Source organism: Polaromonas sp. CG_9.7, from assembly GCF_015752205.1.
In the GTDB taxonomy this organism is placed as follows: Bacteria; Pseudomonadota; Gammaproteobacteria; order Burkholderiales; family Burkholderiaceae_C; genus Polaromonas.
In genome coordinates this window covers 89,406-106,574 of sequence record NZ_JADOVG010000007.1, presented here as the reverse complement: position 1 = coordinate 106,574, position 17,169 = coordinate 89,406, and the positions used below count along the sequence as shown (strand labels likewise).

The following is a 17,169-nucleotide window of genomic DNA, read 5'->3' as shown; positions in this document are numbered from 1 at the left end:
TTGGACCGCGCCAAGCTTTCTCATGCAGCTGATTTTTCCGGAGGAATAGGCGTGTCGGTTGATGCTTTGACCCCTGAATCCGGGGCCGAGGCCACGGTTGCATCCGGCATGGTCGTAGTCTGTGCCTCTGCAGTCGGGTTGTTCTTGGAAACAAATTCCGGCTTGTTCGCTGTATTTTTGACGGCCATCAGCACAGGCTTGCCCACTGGAGGTTTTTCTGCGCCGTTCGGAATCTCTTTTGCCGGTGATTCCGCAGCCGCCACTTTTGATTTAAGCCCGGGTGTTGTGGTTGCAGTCTTGGTGCCGCGCTTGGCAGCTTGTTTCTCAGCTTCAGCGGCGACCAAGGTCGTTGATGTCTTGAGTGTTGAAGGAGTTTCCAGTGTTGGCTGATTCACCGGCTTAGCTGCTTTTTTAGCTGCTACTGGCGCTTTTCCAATGTGTGCGAGTGGCTCGTTATGTTGGAGAATGAAGCTTTTTACCGCTGGATAGACCACGTCACGCCAGCGTCGACCGCTGAAAATACCGTAATGGCCAGCGCCTTCGGCTTCCAGATGGACCTTTTGGCCTGCTGCCACGCCACTGCACATGTCAAGCGCCGCGCGGGTCTGGCCGGAGCCGGAAATATCGTCCAGTTCGCCTTCCACGGTCATCACGGCCGTAGTTTTAATGTCGCCCGGTTTGACGCGCTCAAGATTACCTTCAGTGGACATTACGTCCCAGGTGCTATTGACGAGTTTGAAATCCTGGAAAACCGTTTTGATGGTTTCAAGATAATAGTCGGCGTCCATATCAAGAACAGCGTTGTACTCATCATAGAACTTGCGATGCGCATCTGTGCTGACGTCGTCGCCCTTGATCAAATTCTTGAAGAAGTCATAGTGACTGGTGGCATGGCGGTCGGGGTTCATGGCCACAAAACCGGTATGCTGCAGGAAGCCGGGGTAGACACGTCGTCCCTTGCCAGCAAAGTTTCCAGGCACGGCATAGATCACATTGTTTTCAAACCACTCGTAGGGCTTGGTCGTCGCCAGGTTGTTAACCGATGTGGGACACAGGCGTGCATCAATCGGGCCGCCCATCATGATCATGGACAGCGGGGTTTTTTCTCCGCGGGATGCCATCAGCGAAATCGCCGCGAATACAGGCACGGTGGGTTGGCAAACGCTGATGACATGGCAATTGCCGTATTTGCCTTGCAGATGGCGAATGAATTCCTGCACATAGTTCACATAGTCGTCGAGGTGGAAAGCGCCTTCGGACAGCGGCACATCACGTGCATTTTTCCAGTCGGTGATGTAGACCTTGTGGTCTTTGAGCATGGTCTTGACTGTGTCACGCAGCAGAGTGGAGTAATGGCCCGACAAGGGCGCGACCACCAGCACGGCTGGCTGGTCTTTGAGTTGCGTGAGCGTGTCAGAATCATCTGTGAACCGCTTGAATCGGCGCAGCTCGCAAAAAGGTTTGTCAACTTCGATGCGCTCATGGATCGCCAAACTTACACCTTGCTTGTCAACATCCACCTGATGGATGTCGAACGATGGCTTTTCGTAGTCTTTGCCAAGCCGGTACATGAGGCTGTAGCCGGCCGAGACACGCTGGGACAGCGGAGTTTTACCAAGGGGTGACAAAGGGCTGGTATAGAGCTTTGCCGCTGCCTGCGCAAAGTCAACAAACGGCTCCATCAACGTGCGCTGGGATTCATAGAGTTTGTACAGCATCGGGAGGAACCTTTTTTATGAAAAATTTTAAAAAACCAAATATGTTGCAGTGCAATATAACAGTCGAAGCTACTTGTCAACTAGGGATAATTGCCAATTTCTAACAAAAAATAACAAATTTATAAAAACAGAATACCTCATTTTAGGTATTGAGACCAAGTCTTTGATGGAACTCTATGCTAGAGAAAATTTCTTATAAAAACAAGAAGAGTTGGTTTGCGGTATCGGAAAAGCTCGCCAAGCTTTGAAGGAACTCTTCGCCAAAATATCAATTTTGTAGCAATCTACTGAGCAAGACTTTCTACTTCATCATTTCCAGAGGACAAACATGCTCAACCCGCTAAATGCCCATTCCCTTGACAGCTTGCCGTCGCTGAAAAAATCTGACAGATTGCCGGTCATGTTCATTGGGCATGGCAGTCCAATGAATGCCATTGGCGACAACGAATACCGGCGAAGCTGGCAGGCCCTGGGTGCCCGGTTTGGCACAGAACTGCCCCGACCGCAACTGATCCTGTGCATTTCGGCCCACTGGCTGACGCAAGGCTGGTGGCTCACCGCCATGGCGCAACCCAAGACCATTCATGACTTTGGCGGATTTCCGCAGGAACTGTTTGACCAGCAATACCCTGCACCCGGCGATCCAGATGCGGCGCGCGCCATCAGCGTGCTGGTCCGGCAGCGTGCGTCGGCGCCGCTGGGGCTTGATACTGGTGAATGGGGTCTGGACCATGGCGCCTGGTCAGTGCTCAAGCCAATGTTTCCCGACGCCGACATTCCGGTGATCCAGCTCAGCATGGACTACGGACGCGCGCCCGAAGACCATTACGCCCTGGCCAAGCAGCTCAAGGCGCTGCGTGACCGGGGCGTGTTGATTGTGGCCAGCGGCAACATCGTGCACAACCTGCGCCAGATGCAGCGCGGCGCCAGCGGCAACCAGGCTTTTGACTGGGCGCTGGAGTTCGACCAGACCATAGGCGGGCAACTTCAGCAAGGCAATCTGGATGCCTTGCCCAATTTTCAGAAGCTGGGTTCACTGGCCAGCATGGCCCATCCGACCCATGAGCATTACTTGCCATTGCTGTATGCGGCCGGTGCGGTTGATGCGCGCGAACCGATGCGGTTTTTTAACACCAGCTTCCAGGGCGGCTCGATCTCCATGCGCTCGATGGTCTGGGGTTGAACGTCAATGCTATGAAAGATGTAGCTGCTAAAGCAATACCAGTATGCGCAAATGCCATAAATTACTACTAATAAAATAAAAATGCCGGTCAGTTGATCGCTGACTGGCATGGTAGGTGGCGGACCCTTGCAGGCAGGCCAGGCTGCTTATTCCTTGATGTCGACGCCGTAGAAGTTATGCCGGCCAAACGGCGAGTTCTTGAAGTCAATGACGTTTTTGCGGACTGGTTTGATCTGCACAGCATGGGCAATGGTGAACCAGGGTGCCTGCTCTTTGAAAATTACCTGCGCCTGCTGGTACAGCTTGGTGCGTTCGGCCATGCTGGTCACGGTTTTGGCCTTCAGCACAATATCTTCATACGGCTGGTAGCAAAACTTGGCAATGTTGCTTCCGCTGACCGACTGCGCCGAAGCGCAGCCCAGCAGTGTGTACAAAAAGTTGTCCGGATCGCCGTTGTCGCCGGTCCAGCCCAGCATGCCCATCTGATGCTCGCCGGCCTGCATCCGCTTGCGGTATTCGCCCCATTCAAAGCTCTTGATTTCAGCCTTGACGCCGACCTTGACCAGATCAGCCTGCATCAGCTCGGCAATCCGTTTGGCATTCGGGTTGTACGGGCGCTGCACCGGCATGGCCCATAAATCAGTGGTGAATCCGTCCGGGTAGCCGGCTGCCGCCAGCAATTTCTTGGCAGCTTCAGGGTTGTACTCGTCATCCTTGATGGCGTCGTTATAGGACCACATCGTTGGCGGAATCGGATTCTTTGCGACGATTCCGGTTCCCAGATACACGCCGTCCACAATGGCCTTTTTATTGATTGCCATGTTGATGGCCTTGCGCACGCGCACGTCGTCAAACGGCTTTTTAGTGGTGTTGTAAGCCAGGTAGCCGACGTTGAGTCCTGGTTGCTCCAGAACCTGCACGTTCGGATCCTTGCGAATCGCCTCCAGGTCAGCCGGGTTGGGGTAGGGCATGACGTGGCATTCGCCTTTTTGCAACTTGGCCCAGCGCACCGACGCATCGGGCGTGATCGAGTAAATCAGGTCGTCAATCTTGGCCTTGCCGGCCCAATGCTGGGGAAACGCCTTGTAGCGGATGACGGCATCCTTCTGGTACTGAAGCAGCGAGAAAGGGCCTGTGCCGATAGGGTCCTGGTCGATCTTTTCCGGTGTGCCGGCTTTCAACATGGCATCGGCATATTCCTTCGACTGGACAGCCGCATAAGGCATTGCCAGATTGGCCAGGAAAGGCGCTTCAGGCTTGTTCAGCGTAATCTTGATGGTGTAGTCATCAACCTTTTGTACCGATGTCAGCAGCTTGGGCATGCCCATGTCGCTGAAATAGGAGTGGTTGGGGCTGGTGACCCTGAAAAAAGCGTTGTCTTCCTTCCACTGACGCTCGAACATGAACAGCACATCGTCGGCATTGAAGTCGCGCGTGGGCTTGAAGCTTTTGCTCGTGTTATGCCATTTCACGCCTTTGCGCAGATGAAAGGTGTATTCCTTGCCGTCGGCCGAGATGTCCCACTTTTCGGCCAACCCTGGCACCACAGTGGTGCCGCCACGCTCAAACTCGACGATGCGGTTATAGATGGGGTCATTGGCATCAAAGGACGTGCCCGTGGTGTTCACGCCGGGATAAAAGTTTTCCGGGCTGCCTTCGGAGCAAAACACCAGGGTTTTGGCCGATACCGGCGAAAGCGCCAGCAATGCGGGCAGAGCCAGCGCGCAAATCAGAGTGCGCTTCAGGGGACGCAGCCGGCTGGCAGGGGTGAGGGTCTGTTTCATCTGACGACTTCCTTCGAGGTTGGTGCTGCATCGCAGCGGGCTGGCGGCCAGACTTCCCACACGCTTGGCGTGTGCTTGCTGGTCATTCGAAAAGGGTTCGCAACAAAGAGGGCAAGGTGTTGTTCCTGAGTTCACGCAACCATAAAATTTTCGGCATAGTGGCAGGCAACGCGCCGGCCGGCAACATCGCGAAGCTCCGGTCTTTCGGCACGGCAGCGTTCGGTCACATGCGGACAACGGGTGGAAAACACGCAGCCTTTGGGTGGATTGAGAGGCGAAGGCAGTTCGCCCTTGAGCACGATGCGGTGCTTGATGACGCTGCTGCCGGCCAGGCTGGGGGTCGAAGCCAGCAAAGCCTGGGTGTAGGGATGCAGCGGTTGTGCGAACAGCGTGTTTTTCTCGCCCTGTTCGACGGCATGGCCCAGGTACATCACCAGTACGTCGTGGGCGATGTGGCGCACGACGCCCAGGTCATGCGAGATGAAGAGATACGCCAGCCCCATCGACTGCTGCAGGTCGGCCAGCAGGTTGAGCACCTGCGCCTGAATCGACACGTCCAGCGCCGACACCGGCTCGTCGGCCACCACCAGCGCCGGGTTCAGCATCAGCGCGCGGGCAATGGCGACACGCTGGCGCTGACCGCCGGAAAACATGTGCGGATAACGGTCGTAATGCTCGGGCCGAAGGCCGACCAGTGCCAGCATGGCCTGCGCTTTTTCGGCCCGCTCGGGCGCCGTCAGGGGCGTATTGATTTCAAGCGGTGCTTCCAGAATGGCACCGATTTTCTTTCGCGGGTTGAGCGATCCGTAGGGGTTCTGGAACACCAGTTGAACCGCCTTGCGAAGCTTCAAGTGCTGTTCGTCTGAACCGTGCACCGCATCGACGCCGGTGATGCTGAGTTCGCCACTGCTTGGGGTTTCAATCAGCGACACCATGCGCGCCAGCGTTGATTTTCCGCAGCCCGATTCACCGACCACAGCCAGCGTCTTGCCGGCGTGGACGGTGAACGACACGCCGCCGACAGCCTGAAGCAGATCGGGCCTGGCCATGAAGCCACGCCGGATTTCATAGACGCGCTTGAGGTTTTTGGCTTCGACCACGGGCGCGGTCACTGGGGCTGGGCTCCTCATCGTGCGGTTTCCGGCATGGGGTTGTCGTGCGCCATGGCCGCTTCCCTGCCGGGGTCGCCCAGCGGATAGTGGCAGCGCACCATGCCGTCCTGCCAGGCGCGCAGCGCCGGGCGCACGGTTCGCGAATGCTCGGTGGCGTAGGCGCAGCGCGGTGCAAACAGGCAGCCGGTTGGCCGGTCGTAGAGGCCGGGCACCATGCCGGGAATAGTCGCCAGCCGGCTGTTGCCATCGCTGCGCTCGGGCAGCGCGGCCAGCAATGCTTCGGTGTAGGGATGCTGGGGACTGTTGAACAAGGCGTGGGCGCTTTGCTCTTCCATGATCTGGCCGGCATACATGACGGCCACGCGCTGCGCCATCTCGGACACAACGCCCATGTTGTGGGTGATCAGCACCAGCGCCATGCCACGTTCCTTTTGCAGGCTGCGCAGCAGATCAAGGATTTGCGCCTGGATGGTCACGTCGAGGGCGGTGGTCGGCTCGTCGGCAATCAACAAGCGCGGATTGCAGGCAATCGCCATGGCAATCATCACGCGCTGGTTCATGCCGCCTGACAGCTGGTGCGGATACGCCTTGAGCCGACTTTCGGGCGCTGGAATGCCAACCTGCTCCAGCAGCTCGATGGCCTGGCGTGTGGCGGCCTTGCGGTCCAGGCCCAGATGCAGGCGCAGCGTCTCCGTGATCTGGAAGCCGACGGTAAAGCACGGGTTCAGGCTGGTGGTCGGGTCCTGGAAAATCATCGCCACGTCCTTGCCGGTGAGCTTGCTGCGCTCGCCATCCGACAGTGAAAACAGGTCGTGGCCGGCAAAACGCAACTTGTCGGCGCGCACCCGGCCTGGAAAGGCCACCAAGCCCATGAGGGCCATCATGGTAACGCTTTTGCCGGAGCCGGATTCGCCGACGATGCCCAGGACTTCGCCTTCTTCCAGCGACAGGCTGACGCCGTCCACCGCATGCATCACGCCGTTTTGCGAGGGAAACTCGACGGACAGGTTTTCTATTTCAAGCAGAGCCATGTTTAAATCCTGCCCCTTCTCGGCTCACTGCGTGTAGCCGGATCCCCGCGCTGGGGACAACACCTGCGGCCCGGCAAGGCCTTCTCCGTGCTGTTACTTGCGAAGAGGTCTATCGGGTGTATATCGATCTTATTCATCGTTTGAGTTTGGGGTCGAACGCATCGCGCAGTCCGTCGCCCAGCAAATTGAAGGCCAGAACGGTGATCAGGATGGCCAGCCCGGGAAAGGTCACGACCCACCAGGCGCGCAGCACGAATTCACGGGCATCCGCCAGCATGGTGCCCCATTCGGGTGAAGGTGGTTGCGCCCCCAAACCCAGGAAGCCAAGCGCCGCAGCGTCAAGAATGGCAGTGGAAACACCAAGTGACGCCTGCACGATCAGCGGCGCAGCGCAATTCGGCAAAATTTCGCTGAACATCAGCCGCATCCGGCCCGCGCCGCTCATGCGGGCTGCGGTGACGTAGTCTCGGGATGTTTCGGCAATAACTGCTGCGCGTGTAATACGCACGTAATGCGGCAACACCACGATGGCCACCGCCAGCATCGCATTCATCAGGCCGGGGCCCAGAATGGCGACGATGACAATGGCCAGCAACAGACTGGGCAGGGTCAGGATGATGTCCATTAGCCGCATGATGGCAATTTCAAAAACACCCCGGAAAAATCCGGCCAGCAGACCCAGCACGGTGCCCACCACCACCGATATCGCCACCACAGCCAGGCCGATGACCAGCGACAGCCGCGCGCCGTACATCAGGCGAGACAGGATGTCTCTGCCAATGGCGTCGGTGCCCAGGGGGTAGGACCAGGAGCCGCCCACTTGCCAGGCGGGGGGCTGCAGGAAAACAGTGCTGTCTGTGATGTTGGGGGAATGCGGTGCCAGCCACGGGGCAAACAAGGCCACCAGCAGCACCGTCACGACAACAACCAAACCCATCACGGCACCACGGTTGGCGCTGAAATAGCTCCAGAATTCGCGCAAGGGATGGACCGGGGCGGGTCCGCTGGAAAGCTTCGTTTTCAAAATAACCGTGCTCATCGCTGGTGCCTGATGCGGGGATTGATGATGCCGTAGGTGATGTCCACCAGCAGGTTGACCGCCATGACAATGGCGCCCAGCAGCAGGATGCCGCCCTGCAGCACCGGGTAGTCGCGCCGGCTGATGGCTTCAATTAGCCATTTTCCGACACCGGGCCATGAAAAAATTGTTTCGGTCAGGATGGCGCCAGTGAACAGCACGCCGACCTGCAGTCCTATCACGGTGACCACCGGAATCAAGGCGTTGCGCAGGGCATGAACGGCCACCACGCGCAGGTTGGACAGGCCCTTGGCGCGCGCAGTACGGATGTAGTCCTCACCCAGCACTTCAAGCATGGCCGAGCGCGTCATGCGCGCAATGACGGCCAGCGGATTGGTACCCAGCACAATCGTCGGCAAAATCAGGTGCGAAGCCGCCGACCAGAAGGCGCCCTTGTCGTCTGACAGGAGCGAGTCGATCAGCAGGAAACCTGTGGTTGGCTCAATGTAGTACTGTACGGACATGCGGCCCGACACCGGCGTCCATCCCAGCTGGACTGAAAAAAGCAGGATCAGCAGCAACCCCCACCAGAAAATCGGCATTGAATAACCCGTCAGGGAAATGCCCATCACGCCGTGGTCAAGGATGGAGTTTCGCTTGACAGCCGCAAGAATCCCGGCCGGAATGCCGATCAGCAGCGCGAAAAGAATGGCGCAGACGGCCAGTTCAATGGTGGCCGGAAACAGCGTCATGAATTCGCTGAGGACCGGTTCCTGGGTGATCAGCGACTTGCCGAGGTCTCCCTCGAGCACCCGGCCGATATAGATGCCGTACTGCACCAGCACCGGCTTGTCGAGGCCGAACTCCTTGAGTAATTGGGCATGGCGCGCCGGATCAATGCCGCGCTCGCCCGCCATGGTTTCAATCGGGTCTCCCGGCACCATGCGGATCAGGAAAAAAGCCAGCAATGTCATGCCCAGGAAGGTAGGAATGATCAGGCTCAGGCGGGTGAAAATAAAGCGCAGCATGGATTTGAAAAACTACTGGTCTGGTTCGTGGGGGACAGGGCCAGCAAATGATTGAATATAAGGACAAACTGCAGCTGGCTCGACAGGCAACATTTTTTCAGTGCCAGAACGCTTGAACTTAACCTGAAGCAATTGCAATGTAGCAATAAATGCGCAAGTCTTTTTTTAATCTTAGCCAATAATTTTCTGTCCCGACCGATTTTGGTGCGTCATTTCTCCTTGTTTACCCTAGCTGCGCAAGCAATCAGCCGGATCGGCGTCGGCACCTATTGGCAACCCAAAAAACAGGCATGAAAAAAGCCGCTGAATTGCGGCTTTTAGGATGGCTGGTGTGTAGACGTTTACTTGACGTGCTTGCCAATCAGGCCGGCCATTTCAAACATGGACACTTGTGGCTTGCCGAAAACAGCAAGCAGTTTCGTGTCTGCATTGATCATGCGTTTGTTCGCCTGGTCCTGCAAATTGTTGGCCTTGATGTAGACCCACAATTTGCTCACAATTTCAGTACGCGGCAAGGGCTTGTCGCCGACCACTGCGGACAACTCGGGGCTCAAGGTCAGCGCCTTCATGAAAGCTGGATTTGGTGTGCGCTTCTTGGCAGGCACAGCGACTTTCTTTTCTGCTGATTTGGCCGTTGCAGCCTCTTTGGCCGGGCCGGCTTTTTTGGCGGCAGCCGTTTTGGCAGGTGCCGCTTTTTTTGCAGCGACAGTTTTTTCTGGAGCCGCTTTTTTTGCTGGCGCTTTTGGTGCAGTTGCCATGATTGATTCCTTCTAGACAGTGGACAGATCGCCATCCGAAGAACAACTTCTCCGTGGCTTAACGCATGCTACTGGAGAAAATCATGTTTGAAAGCGGGAAAACACTTTATTTCCGGCTTCGTTTGGAAGATTTACCCATGAAAATCAAAAAATCAATGCCTGAGTATCGAAGTCAACCGAATACGGCGGCATGGACATACGGAAAATTTTTCAACATTTTTTTAAGGTGAAGTCGAAATGACCCCCATACCTTCCCCTGCATTCGCAACCTCTGATCTTTGCGATATTCATAAAAACGACGTCTCGGGCCAATTCCGGGTGATGCTGCCCGTGTTCAAAAACTTTGGGGGACTTGCCCGTTTTAGCGGACCTGTGTCGACTGTTAAGTGCTTTGAAGACAATTCACTGGTCAAGGATGCAGTGGATTCCCCCGGGGAAGGCCGGGTGCTGGTGATTGACGGCGGCGCTTCACTTCGCCGCGCGCTGGTTGGCGGTAACCTGGGCGCTGCAGCGGCTAAAAACGGCTGGGTGGGCATCGTGGTGGACGGCTGCGTGCGTGATGTTGTCGAGCTTGCGCAGTGCGACATCGGAATTTGTGCGCTCGCTGCCATGCCACTGCCCACTGAAAAAAAGCAGCAGGGGCAACGGGACATAGCCGTCCAGGTTCAGGGGGTGTGGATATATCCGGGAGACTGGCTGTATGCCGATGAAGACGGCATGGTCGTCATTGCGTCACCGACGAATGAATAAAGGTATGCAAACCTCAGTTCAAGCTGCTCAGCCCTTTGTACAGCATGTAGGCTGCCAGTAAATACAGGATACTGGCAAATACCCGCTTGAGTTTGCCGACCGGAATATTGTGCGCTGACTTGGCGCCCAGTGGTGCAGTGAGGAAACTGCACGTGGCAACAACAGCCAGCGCTGGCAGCCAGATGTAGCCCAGGGAGTTTGCCGGCAGGTTCTGCACGGTTTGTCCGCTGATGACATAGCCCAGCACATTGGCCAGGGCAATCGGAAAACCCAGCGCCGCAGAGGTGGCGACGGCATTGTGGATGCGAACATTGCACCATGTCATGAAGGGCACACTGATAAATCCACCGCCTGCGCCGACCAGTCCAGACAAAAAGCCGATGATGCCTCCAGCGGCCAACTGACCACCCGTCCCTGGCATCTGGCGCGTAGCTTTGGGTTTTTTGTCCAGAAACATTTGGGTGGCTGAAAAACTCACGAATACGCCAAAGAAAATCGCCAGGTAAGATCCTTTGAGCAGTGAAAACACGCCCAGGCTGCCAATGATGCTGCCCGCCACGATGCCGGGCGCCAGTCGCCTGACGATGTCCCAACGCACGGCGCCGCGCTTGTGGTGCGCCCTCACGCTTGAAAGTGACGTGAAAATAATAGTTGCCATCGAGGTGGCTATGGCCATTTTCACTGCCAGGTCTGCCGAAACCCCGCGATTGGCCAGGATGATGGTGAGGAACGGCACCATCAGCATGCCACCGCCAATGCCCAGCAAGCCAGCCAGGAAGCCGGTTCCCACGCCAAGCACGGCCAGTTCAGCGATCAGCAAAGGTTCGAGAATCATCGAGGCAGCAAACGTTGGTGAAACAGGACGGCCGCCGTATTCGGGTCACAGCGGCAGTGCCTGAAACGAGAAGTCTTGTTAAAAAAATTAGGTGTCTGCGAATGCCACCGGACCGTCATCCTGAACCGGGGTTCAGGTGGGCGAGGGCAGTCAAACTTCGGGTTCGTCTGACGCGAGACGATCACGCCTGTTTGACAATTTACCAAGCCCGTGCTCGTGGAGCATTGGTTCAAGGAAATATAAAGCCCGGCGCGCACCGCAGACAAGTCAATTGTAGGCCCATACGGCGATTCGATGGCCGCAGGACTGACCGAAAAGGTCACGCTGCCAAATTCTGGCTGGCCAGCGCGGCATCCAGTTTTTGAAGCAATGACTGCAGTTGCGCGCGGGACGCACCGCTCACCCCATCAGCGGCATCGGACAGCGGGTCTGGATTCTGCAAGACACGCTCAGGCATGGGGGGCGCAGGCTCCAGCAATTGATAAGCCAGATTCAGTGCCGCCAAGACGGCAATCCGATCACGTGCCTTCACCTTGGCGGCATCACGGATCTTGCACATGGCCGAATCGACGGTTTCAACCGCTTCACGCAGACGCGCTTCGCTGTTTTCCGGGCAGCCCAGCATGTAGTTCTGGCCCATGATTTGCACTTCTAGCTGTTTCATCGCGCAGGGTCCACAAAGGGGTTGACAACGGAGTCGGTGGTTTCGGGCAGGCGTTCGATCAGGGCATCCACGCGGGCACGGGCCGCACTGAGACGGGACCTGAGCGAGTCCCGCTCGTGCGACAAGGCTGTGACCTGTTCGAGCAGCTGGGCGTTGGTGCGCTGCAATTGCTCGTAGCGCAGCAAAAGCTGCTCTACGCGTTCGGTAATTTGGTCGATGGGATCGATTGGGTGTTGGTTCAGCATGGCATTTGCGATTGTAGGGTCAGGCGTATTTTGCCGCGTAGAATGCCCGCTGTTGGTGCTCGCCGCATGGTTCACATGCTGCAGTTCAACGGGAAGCAGGGGGAAGTCAACGTCATGAGCGCCGTACAACCGGTTTGCCAAGCGCTGCGACTTTTAACCTGCGCTGCCCCCGCAACGGTAAACGGACGAATGCAGTGCACTGAGCAAGTCAGGGTCTCTTTCAGTTTTCATCATGAGCCACTGAGCGTTTTGAACACGCGTTTGGGAAGGCGATGAAAGCAGTTCCGCGAGCCCGGATACCGGCCAACAAGGTGGACACGCACGTTTTTTTAAACGAACTGGCGTGTTCTTAACGCTCATGCACTGGCGGGGAACCCAGTGAGAGCATTTTGTTGATAGCTTGATCCCATGAAAATCTGTATTTCCAACGTGCGTATGGCCGCGCTGCCTTTGGCTTTGGCTGCTGTATTTCCGTCTTTTTCGCAAACGCAAACAGCGCCTCAACTCAAGGAAATGGTCGTCACTGCCTCCCGAACTGCCCAGCGGGCTGACGAGCTGGTCAGTGACGTGGTGATCATCAACCGTGCTGATATAGAAAAATCCACCGGCCGTACGCTTCCTGAAATCCTGGCCCGCGTTCCTGGGATTCAGTTCAGCGCCAATGGCGGGCTTGGGAAAAACAGCAGCGTGAACATCCGCGGCGCCGAAGCGCGGCACACGGTATTGCTCATTGACGGAGTGCGTTTTGGCTCGGCCACCACCGGCAGCCCGAGCTGGGACACCATCCCGGTGGACATGATCGAGCGTATCGAAATCCTCAAAGGTCCGGCGTCTGCCCTGTATGGCAGCGAAGCTGTGGGTGGCGTGGTGCAGGTGTTCCTGCGCAAGGGTGTTCAGGGTTTCAACCCGTATGCTTCATTGACGCTGGGCAGCTATGCGCATCGCCAGGTAACGGCCGGTGTCAGTGGTGGCAGTGGACCGGTGACCTATTCGCTTGGCTTGCAAAAGACCCGCGAGGCCGGATTTTCAGCCACCAATCCTAAAGTGCTGTTTGGCAATTACAACCCCGATACCGATGGCTTTGACCAGGATTCACTTAACGCATCGGTGGCTTACCAATTAAATGCTGATTGGAAAATCGATGCCGGTTTGTTGGCGTCGAACAGCACCAGCCACACCGACGATGGCCCCAACCGCGATACCTTTTACAAAGGCAAGTCACGTGTGGTCCGCACGGGCGTCGAAGGCCGCGTGCTGCCCGGCTGGAAAACCCAGTTGCGCTACAGCGAAGCATCGGACAGCAGCCGTGCAGTGGTCGCCTCCTTCTTGCCCAGCCTGTTCAAAACCACCCAGAATCAGCTGAGCTGGCAAAACGATGTGGACACTCCCATAGGCGTTGCGCTGGCAGGCGTGGAGCGTCTGGAGCAAAAAGTTGACAGCAGCACCCAATACACAATCACTGACCGCACTGTATCGTCTTACTTTACCGGTTTGAACGGCAGCGCGGGTCCGCACAGCTGGCAGGCCAACCTGCGCCGCGACCAGAATTCGCAATTTGGCGGAAGCACCACCGGTTTCGGCGGCTACGGTTTTGCCCTCACGCCGCAGTGGCGTGTCAACGCATCCTACGGCACCAGCTTTGTCGCACCGTCGTTCAATCAGCTTTATTTCCCCAATTTTGGCAATGCGAACTTGCAGCCGGAACGCGGCCGCAACACTGACCTGGGCGTGACCTGGAGTGATGCGGGGCAAACGGTGAAGCTGGTCCACTTCGACAACAAGATTCGCGGTTTTATCAGCAATACGACGATTGCCTCGAACATTCCGCGTGCCCGGATTGATGGCTATACCCTGTCCTACAACGGCAGCTTTGGCCCGCTGTCGCTCAATGCATCGCTTGATGCAATGGACCCGCGCAATGAGCTGACGGGCAAGCGACTGGCGCGCCGCAGCGCCAATCTGGCCACGCTGGGGGCTGACTATTCGGTGGGTGTGTGGGCTTTTGGTGGCTCCCTGCTGCATGCCGGCAAAAGTTTTGACGACTCAGCCAACACGCGCGAACTGGCTGGCCGCACCACTGCGGACCTGTATGTGGATTACGTGGTCAACAAGGAGTGGAAAGTCCAGACCAAGCTGAACAACGTGACCGACAAACAGTATGAAACGATTTATGGCTACAACCAGCCCGGACGCGCCGTGTATGTCACGCTGAATTACCAGCCCAAGCGGTAAGCTGGATGACCGCCCGCTGCCCTGCCATCCTTATTGCCGCTCCGGCTTCCGGCCAGGGCAAGACCACGGTGGCATGCGCCCTGGCGCGGCTGCATGCGCGGCAGGGCCGGCGGGTGCGCGTCTTCAAGTGCGGTCCGGATTTCCTGGACCCTTATTGGCTGGCGCTGGCCAGCGGCGCACCGGTGCATCAGCTCGACCTGTGGATGACCGGCGAGGCGGACTGCGCGCAGCGTCTGCACGATGCGGCGAAAGATGCTGACCTCATCATTGTCGAAGGCGTGATGGGCCTGTTTGACGGACAGCCGAGCGCGGCTGATCTGGCGCAGCGCTTTGGCTTGAAGGTGGTCGCGGTGATTGATGCCAGTGCCATGGCCGGAACCTTTGGCGCGCTGGCCTGGGGCTTGCAGCATTACATTGAAGGCTTGAATTTTGCCGGCGTGCTGGCCAACCGCGTCGCCTCGCCCGGCCACGCAGTGATGCTGGAAGACAGCCTGCGCGACCCGGCCCAATGGCTGGGCGCCTTGATGCGCAATGAAGCCCTGACGCTGCCCGAACGACACCTGGGCCTGGTCATGGACCATGAACTGGGCGATGCCATGGGCAGGCTGGATGCAGCGGCCGATGCACTGGCGGGCACGCGGCTGGGGCAGATGACAGACGACGACCTGCAAGCCTGGGCCGTTGACTTTCAGCCTGGTGATGCACCAGCGCAGAAGTTTCCTGAAGGCGCATTGCAGGGTCTGACGATTGCTGTCGCCCGCGATGCAGCCTTCTGTTTTTTGTATGCCGCCAACCTCGACTGCCTGCAGTCAATGGGCGCCAAGCTGGCCTATTTTTCACCGCTTGCAGAGGATTCACTGCCGGAATGCGACGCGCTTTGGCTGCCCGGCGGTTACCCCGAACTGCATGCTGAAACACTGGGTGCCAACACGGCCATGAAAAGCAGCATCACCGCACACGTTCAGGCCGGCAAGCCGGTCTGGGCCGAGTGCGGCGGCATGATGGCCTTGTTTGATGAAATCATCGATGCCAACGGCGTCAGCAATCCGGTGTGGGGCGTCCTGCCTGGCAGCGTGACGATGCAAAAGCGGCTGGCTGCGCTGGGGCCGCAGCAGCTTGACATGCCGGGCGGCACCTTGCGCGGCCACACCTTTCACTATTCCACCTGCGCAACGTCGCTACCCGCCGCCAACCGCACCCAAGCTGCGCCGGGACGCACCTTGCGCGGCGAAGGCGAGGCCCTGTTTGTGTCGGGTTCGACAGGCGCCGTCAAGGCGAGTTATTTCCATGCCTGGTTTGCGTCCAGCCCGGCTGCGGCGGCGCGCTTGTTTTTAAAGGAACACCATGACTGAAGCAGCAAACGACTGGCGCGCACTGGCCGCCAGCAAAGACACCACGGCCTATGGCCCGCAGCGTATCGTCTGCCTGACCGAAGAGCCCACCGAGTGGCTGTACATGCTGGGTGAAGAGCGCCGCATCGTCGGCATCTCGGGCTACACCGTGCGCCCGCCGCGTGCCAGGGAGGAAAAGCCCAAGGTCAGCGCCTACCTGAGCGCCAAGATCGACAAGATTGTTGATTTGAAGCCCGACTGCGTCATCGGCTTTTCAGACCTGCAGGCCGACATTGCCGCGCAGCTGATTCGCCATGGCATCCAGGTCACCATCTTCAACCAGCGCAGCGTGGCCGAGATTTTCTCGATGATGTACCAGCTCGCCGCAATGGTCGGGCAGGTCGAGCGCGGCATGCTGCTGATCGGGCAGATGCAGCAGCGGCTGCTGGACATCGAGCAGGCGGCGCGCTCACTCAAGCGCCGCCCCAGGGTTTTTTTCGAGGAATGGCACGACCCGCACATCAGCTGCATTGCCTGGGTGTCCGAGCTGGTCGGCATTGCCGGCGGCGACGACTGCTTTCCCGAATTGGCAAAAGAACCGATGGGCAAGGGGCGCATCATTGCCGACGGGCTGGAAATTGTGCAGCGCGCGCCCGACATCATTTTTGGCTCCTGGTGCGGCAAGAAATTCCGGCCCGAGCTGGTCGCCGCCCGTCCTGGGTGGGAGAGCGTACCGGCTGTCAAAAATAATCAACTGTTCGAGATCAAGTCGTCCGAAATCCTGCAGCCCGGCCCGGCCGCGCTGACCGAAGGCGTGGAAAAGCTGCACAAGTTCATCCTGGGTTGGGATGCAGCCCATGGATGAAATGCTGTCCGCTGCCCGCAGCGAACTGATTTTGGGTGGCCAGAAAAGCGGCAAGTCGCGCCGCGCCGAGTTGCTCGCGCGCAGCTGGCTGGCGCAGTCGCCGGCGCATCAAGCGGTGCTGATCGCCACCGCCCAGCCCTGGGACGCCGAAATGCGCGAGCGCATCGCGCGCCACCAGACCGACCGTGCCGAGCGGGTGCCGGGCATGCAAACCGTGGAAGAGCCGCTGGCGCTGGGCCCAACCTTGGCCCGTCATAGCCAGCCGCAAACCCTCGTTGTCGTGGACTGCCTGACGCTGTGGCTGACCAATTTGCTCATGCCAATGGAGAATTCCAAGCAAAATGAGGCTCTGGCGCACGATCCACGGGCGCAAGTAGCTATGCTTTTAAGAGCAATCGAAAACGCCGCCGGCCCGGTCGTGCTGGTCGGCAACGAAATTGGCCTGGGTGTGATTCCGCTCGGGCGCGAAACGCGGGCGTTTGTCGATGCGCTGGGACTGATGAACCAGGACGTGGCGCAGGCTTGCCAGCGTGTCACTTTCATGGCGGCCGGTTTACCGCTCACTCTTAAAGGCTAAGCATGAAGGATTTATCTTGCTTTTCCTCCCTCCGGGAA

Annotated in this window: 16 protein-coding genes, 1 other RNA gene and 1 riboswitch; of the genes, 6 read left to right on the top strand and 11 right to left on the bottom strand. The window is 57.9% G+C overall.

Features of this window, described 5'->3' with window-relative positions; genetic code table 11:
- Positions 1–20: 20 nt before the first annotated feature.
- Positions 21–1,718, bottom strand: a complete 1,698-nt coding sequence (locus IWX87_RS09130; RefSeq protein ID WP_196863214.1) for a polyhydroxyalkanoate depolymerase — start codon at positions 1,716–1,718, stop codon at positions 21–23.
- A gap of 328 nt (positions 1,719–2,046) precedes the next feature.
- On the opposite strand from IWX87_RS09130, the gene ygiD reads away from it, so the two are divergent.
- A complete protein-coding gene (gene ygiD, locus IWX87_RS09125) occupies positions 2,047–2,901 on the top strand; it encodes a 4,5-DOPA dioxygenase extradiol (RefSeq protein WP_196863213.1) in 855 nt (284 codons plus the stop codon).
- Between the two features lie 146 nt (positions 2,902–3,047).
- Here ygiD and IWX87_RS09120 read toward each other — a convergent pair whose 3' ends face one another.
- The 6 genes from IWX87_RS09120 to IWX87_RS09095 form a co-directional block, all read right to left on the bottom strand.
- Positions 3,048–4,685: an ABC transporter substrate-binding protein gene (locus IWX87_RS09120; protein WP_280757504.1), complete on the bottom strand. Its 1,638-nt coding sequence runs from the start codon at positions 4,683–4,685 to the stop codon at positions 3,048–3,050.
- A gap of 131 nt (positions 4,686–4,816) precedes the next feature.
- Positions 4,817–5,815, bottom strand: coding sequence for a peptide ABC transporter ATP-binding protein (locus tag IWX87_RS09115; RefSeq protein WP_196863212.1), 999 nt, complete (start codon positions 5,813–5,815; stop codon positions 4,817–4,819).
- Complete coding sequence (locus IWX87_RS09110) at positions 5,812–6,828, bottom strand: ABC transporter ATP-binding protein (protein ID WP_196863211.1); 1,017 nt, start codon at positions 6,826–6,828, stop codon at positions 5,812–5,814. Before IWX87_RS09110 ends, IWX87_RS09115 begins: the two co-directional genes overlap by 4 nt.
- Positions 6,829–6,961: 133 nt before the next feature.
- A complete protein-coding gene (locus IWX87_RS09105) occupies positions 6,962–7,867 on the bottom strand; it encodes an ABC transporter permease subunit (RefSeq protein ID WP_196863210.1) in 906 nt (301 codons plus the stop codon).
- Complete coding sequence (locus IWX87_RS09100; protein ID WP_196863209.1) at positions 7,864–8,874, bottom strand: ABC transporter permease subunit; 1,011 nt, start codon at positions 8,872–8,874, stop codon at positions 7,864–7,866. Before IWX87_RS09100 ends, IWX87_RS09105 begins: the two co-directional genes overlap by 4 nt.
- A 341-nt stretch (positions 8,875–9,215) precedes the next feature.
- The gene (locus IWX87_RS09095) at positions 9,216–9,632 is read right to left on the bottom strand and encodes an SWIB/MDM2 domain-containing protein (RefSeq protein WP_196863208.1); all 417 of its coding nucleotides are present in this window, start codon (positions 9,630–9,632) and stop codon (positions 9,216–9,218) included.
- A gap of 237 nt (positions 9,633–9,869) precedes the next feature.
- Here IWX87_RS09095 and rraA point away from each other — a divergent pair, with 237 nt between their 5' ends.
- Positions 9,870–10,382, top strand: a complete 513-nt coding sequence (gene rraA / locus IWX87_RS09090; RefSeq protein WP_196863207.1) for a ribonuclease E activity regulator RraA — start codon at positions 9,870–9,872, stop codon at positions 10,380–10,382.
- Between the two features lie 13 nt (positions 10,383–10,395).
- Here rraA and IWX87_RS09085 read toward each other — a convergent pair whose 3' ends face one another.
- The 4 genes from IWX87_RS09085 to IWX87_RS09070 form a co-directional block, all read right to left on the bottom strand.
- Positions 10,396–11,217, bottom strand: a complete 822-nt coding sequence (locus tag IWX87_RS09085; protein WP_196863206.1) for a sulfite exporter TauE/SafE family protein — start codon at positions 11,215–11,217, stop codon at positions 10,396–10,398.
- An 88-nt stretch (positions 11,218–11,305) separates the two neighbouring features.
- Positions 11,306–11,485: non-coding RNA, 6S RNA (ssrS, locus tag IWX87_RS09080), on the bottom strand.
- Positions 11,486–11,536: 51 nt separating this feature from the next.
- Positions 11,537–11,881: a cell division protein ZapA gene (locus IWX87_RS09075; RefSeq protein WP_196863205.1), complete on the bottom strand. Its 345-nt coding sequence runs from the start codon at positions 11,879–11,881 to the stop codon at positions 11,537–11,539.
- Positions 11,878–12,126, bottom strand: a complete 249-nt coding sequence (locus IWX87_RS09070; RefSeq protein ID WP_196863204.1) for a cell division protein ZapB — start codon at positions 12,124–12,126, stop codon at positions 11,878–11,880. Before IWX87_RS09070 ends, IWX87_RS09075 begins: the two co-directional genes overlap by 4 nt.
- Positions 12,127–12,162: 36 nt before the next feature.
- Positions 12,163–12,449: riboswitch (cobalamin riboswitch) on the top strand.
- An 85-nt stretch (positions 12,450–12,534) separates the two neighbouring features.
- Between IWX87_RS09070 and IWX87_RS09065 the strand changes: the two genes are divergently transcribed.
- Genes IWX87_RS09065 through cobU form a run of 4 tightly spaced genes read left to right on the top strand, consistent with a single transcriptional unit; the run spans position 12,535 to position 17,131 of the window.
- Positions 12,535–14,358, top strand: a complete 1,824-nt coding sequence (locus IWX87_RS09065; protein ID WP_196863203.1) for a TonB-dependent receptor domain-containing protein — start codon at positions 12,535–12,537, stop codon at positions 14,356–14,358.
- A 5-nt stretch (positions 14,359–14,363) separates the two neighbouring features.
- Positions 14,364–15,710, top strand: a complete 1,347-nt coding sequence (locus IWX87_RS09060) for a cobyrinate a,c-diamide synthase (RefSeq protein WP_196863202.1) — start codon at positions 14,364–14,366, stop codon at positions 15,708–15,710.
- Positions 15,703–16,554, top strand: a complete 852-nt coding sequence (locus tag IWX87_RS09055; RefSeq protein ID WP_196863201.1) for a cobalamin-binding protein — start codon at positions 15,703–15,705, stop codon at positions 16,552–16,554. Before IWX87_RS09060 ends, IWX87_RS09055 begins: the two co-directional genes overlap by 8 nt.
- The gene (cobU, locus tag IWX87_RS09050; protein WP_370583837.1) at positions 16,547–17,131 is read left to right on the top strand and encodes a bifunctional adenosylcobinamide kinase/adenosylcobinamide-phosphate guanylyltransferase; all 585 of its coding nucleotides are present in this window, start codon (positions 16,547–16,549) and stop codon (positions 17,129–17,131) included. The genes IWX87_RS09055 and cobU overlap by 8 nt, the downstream gene beginning before the upstream one ends.
- Positions 17,132–17,169 lie beyond the last annotated feature (38 nt).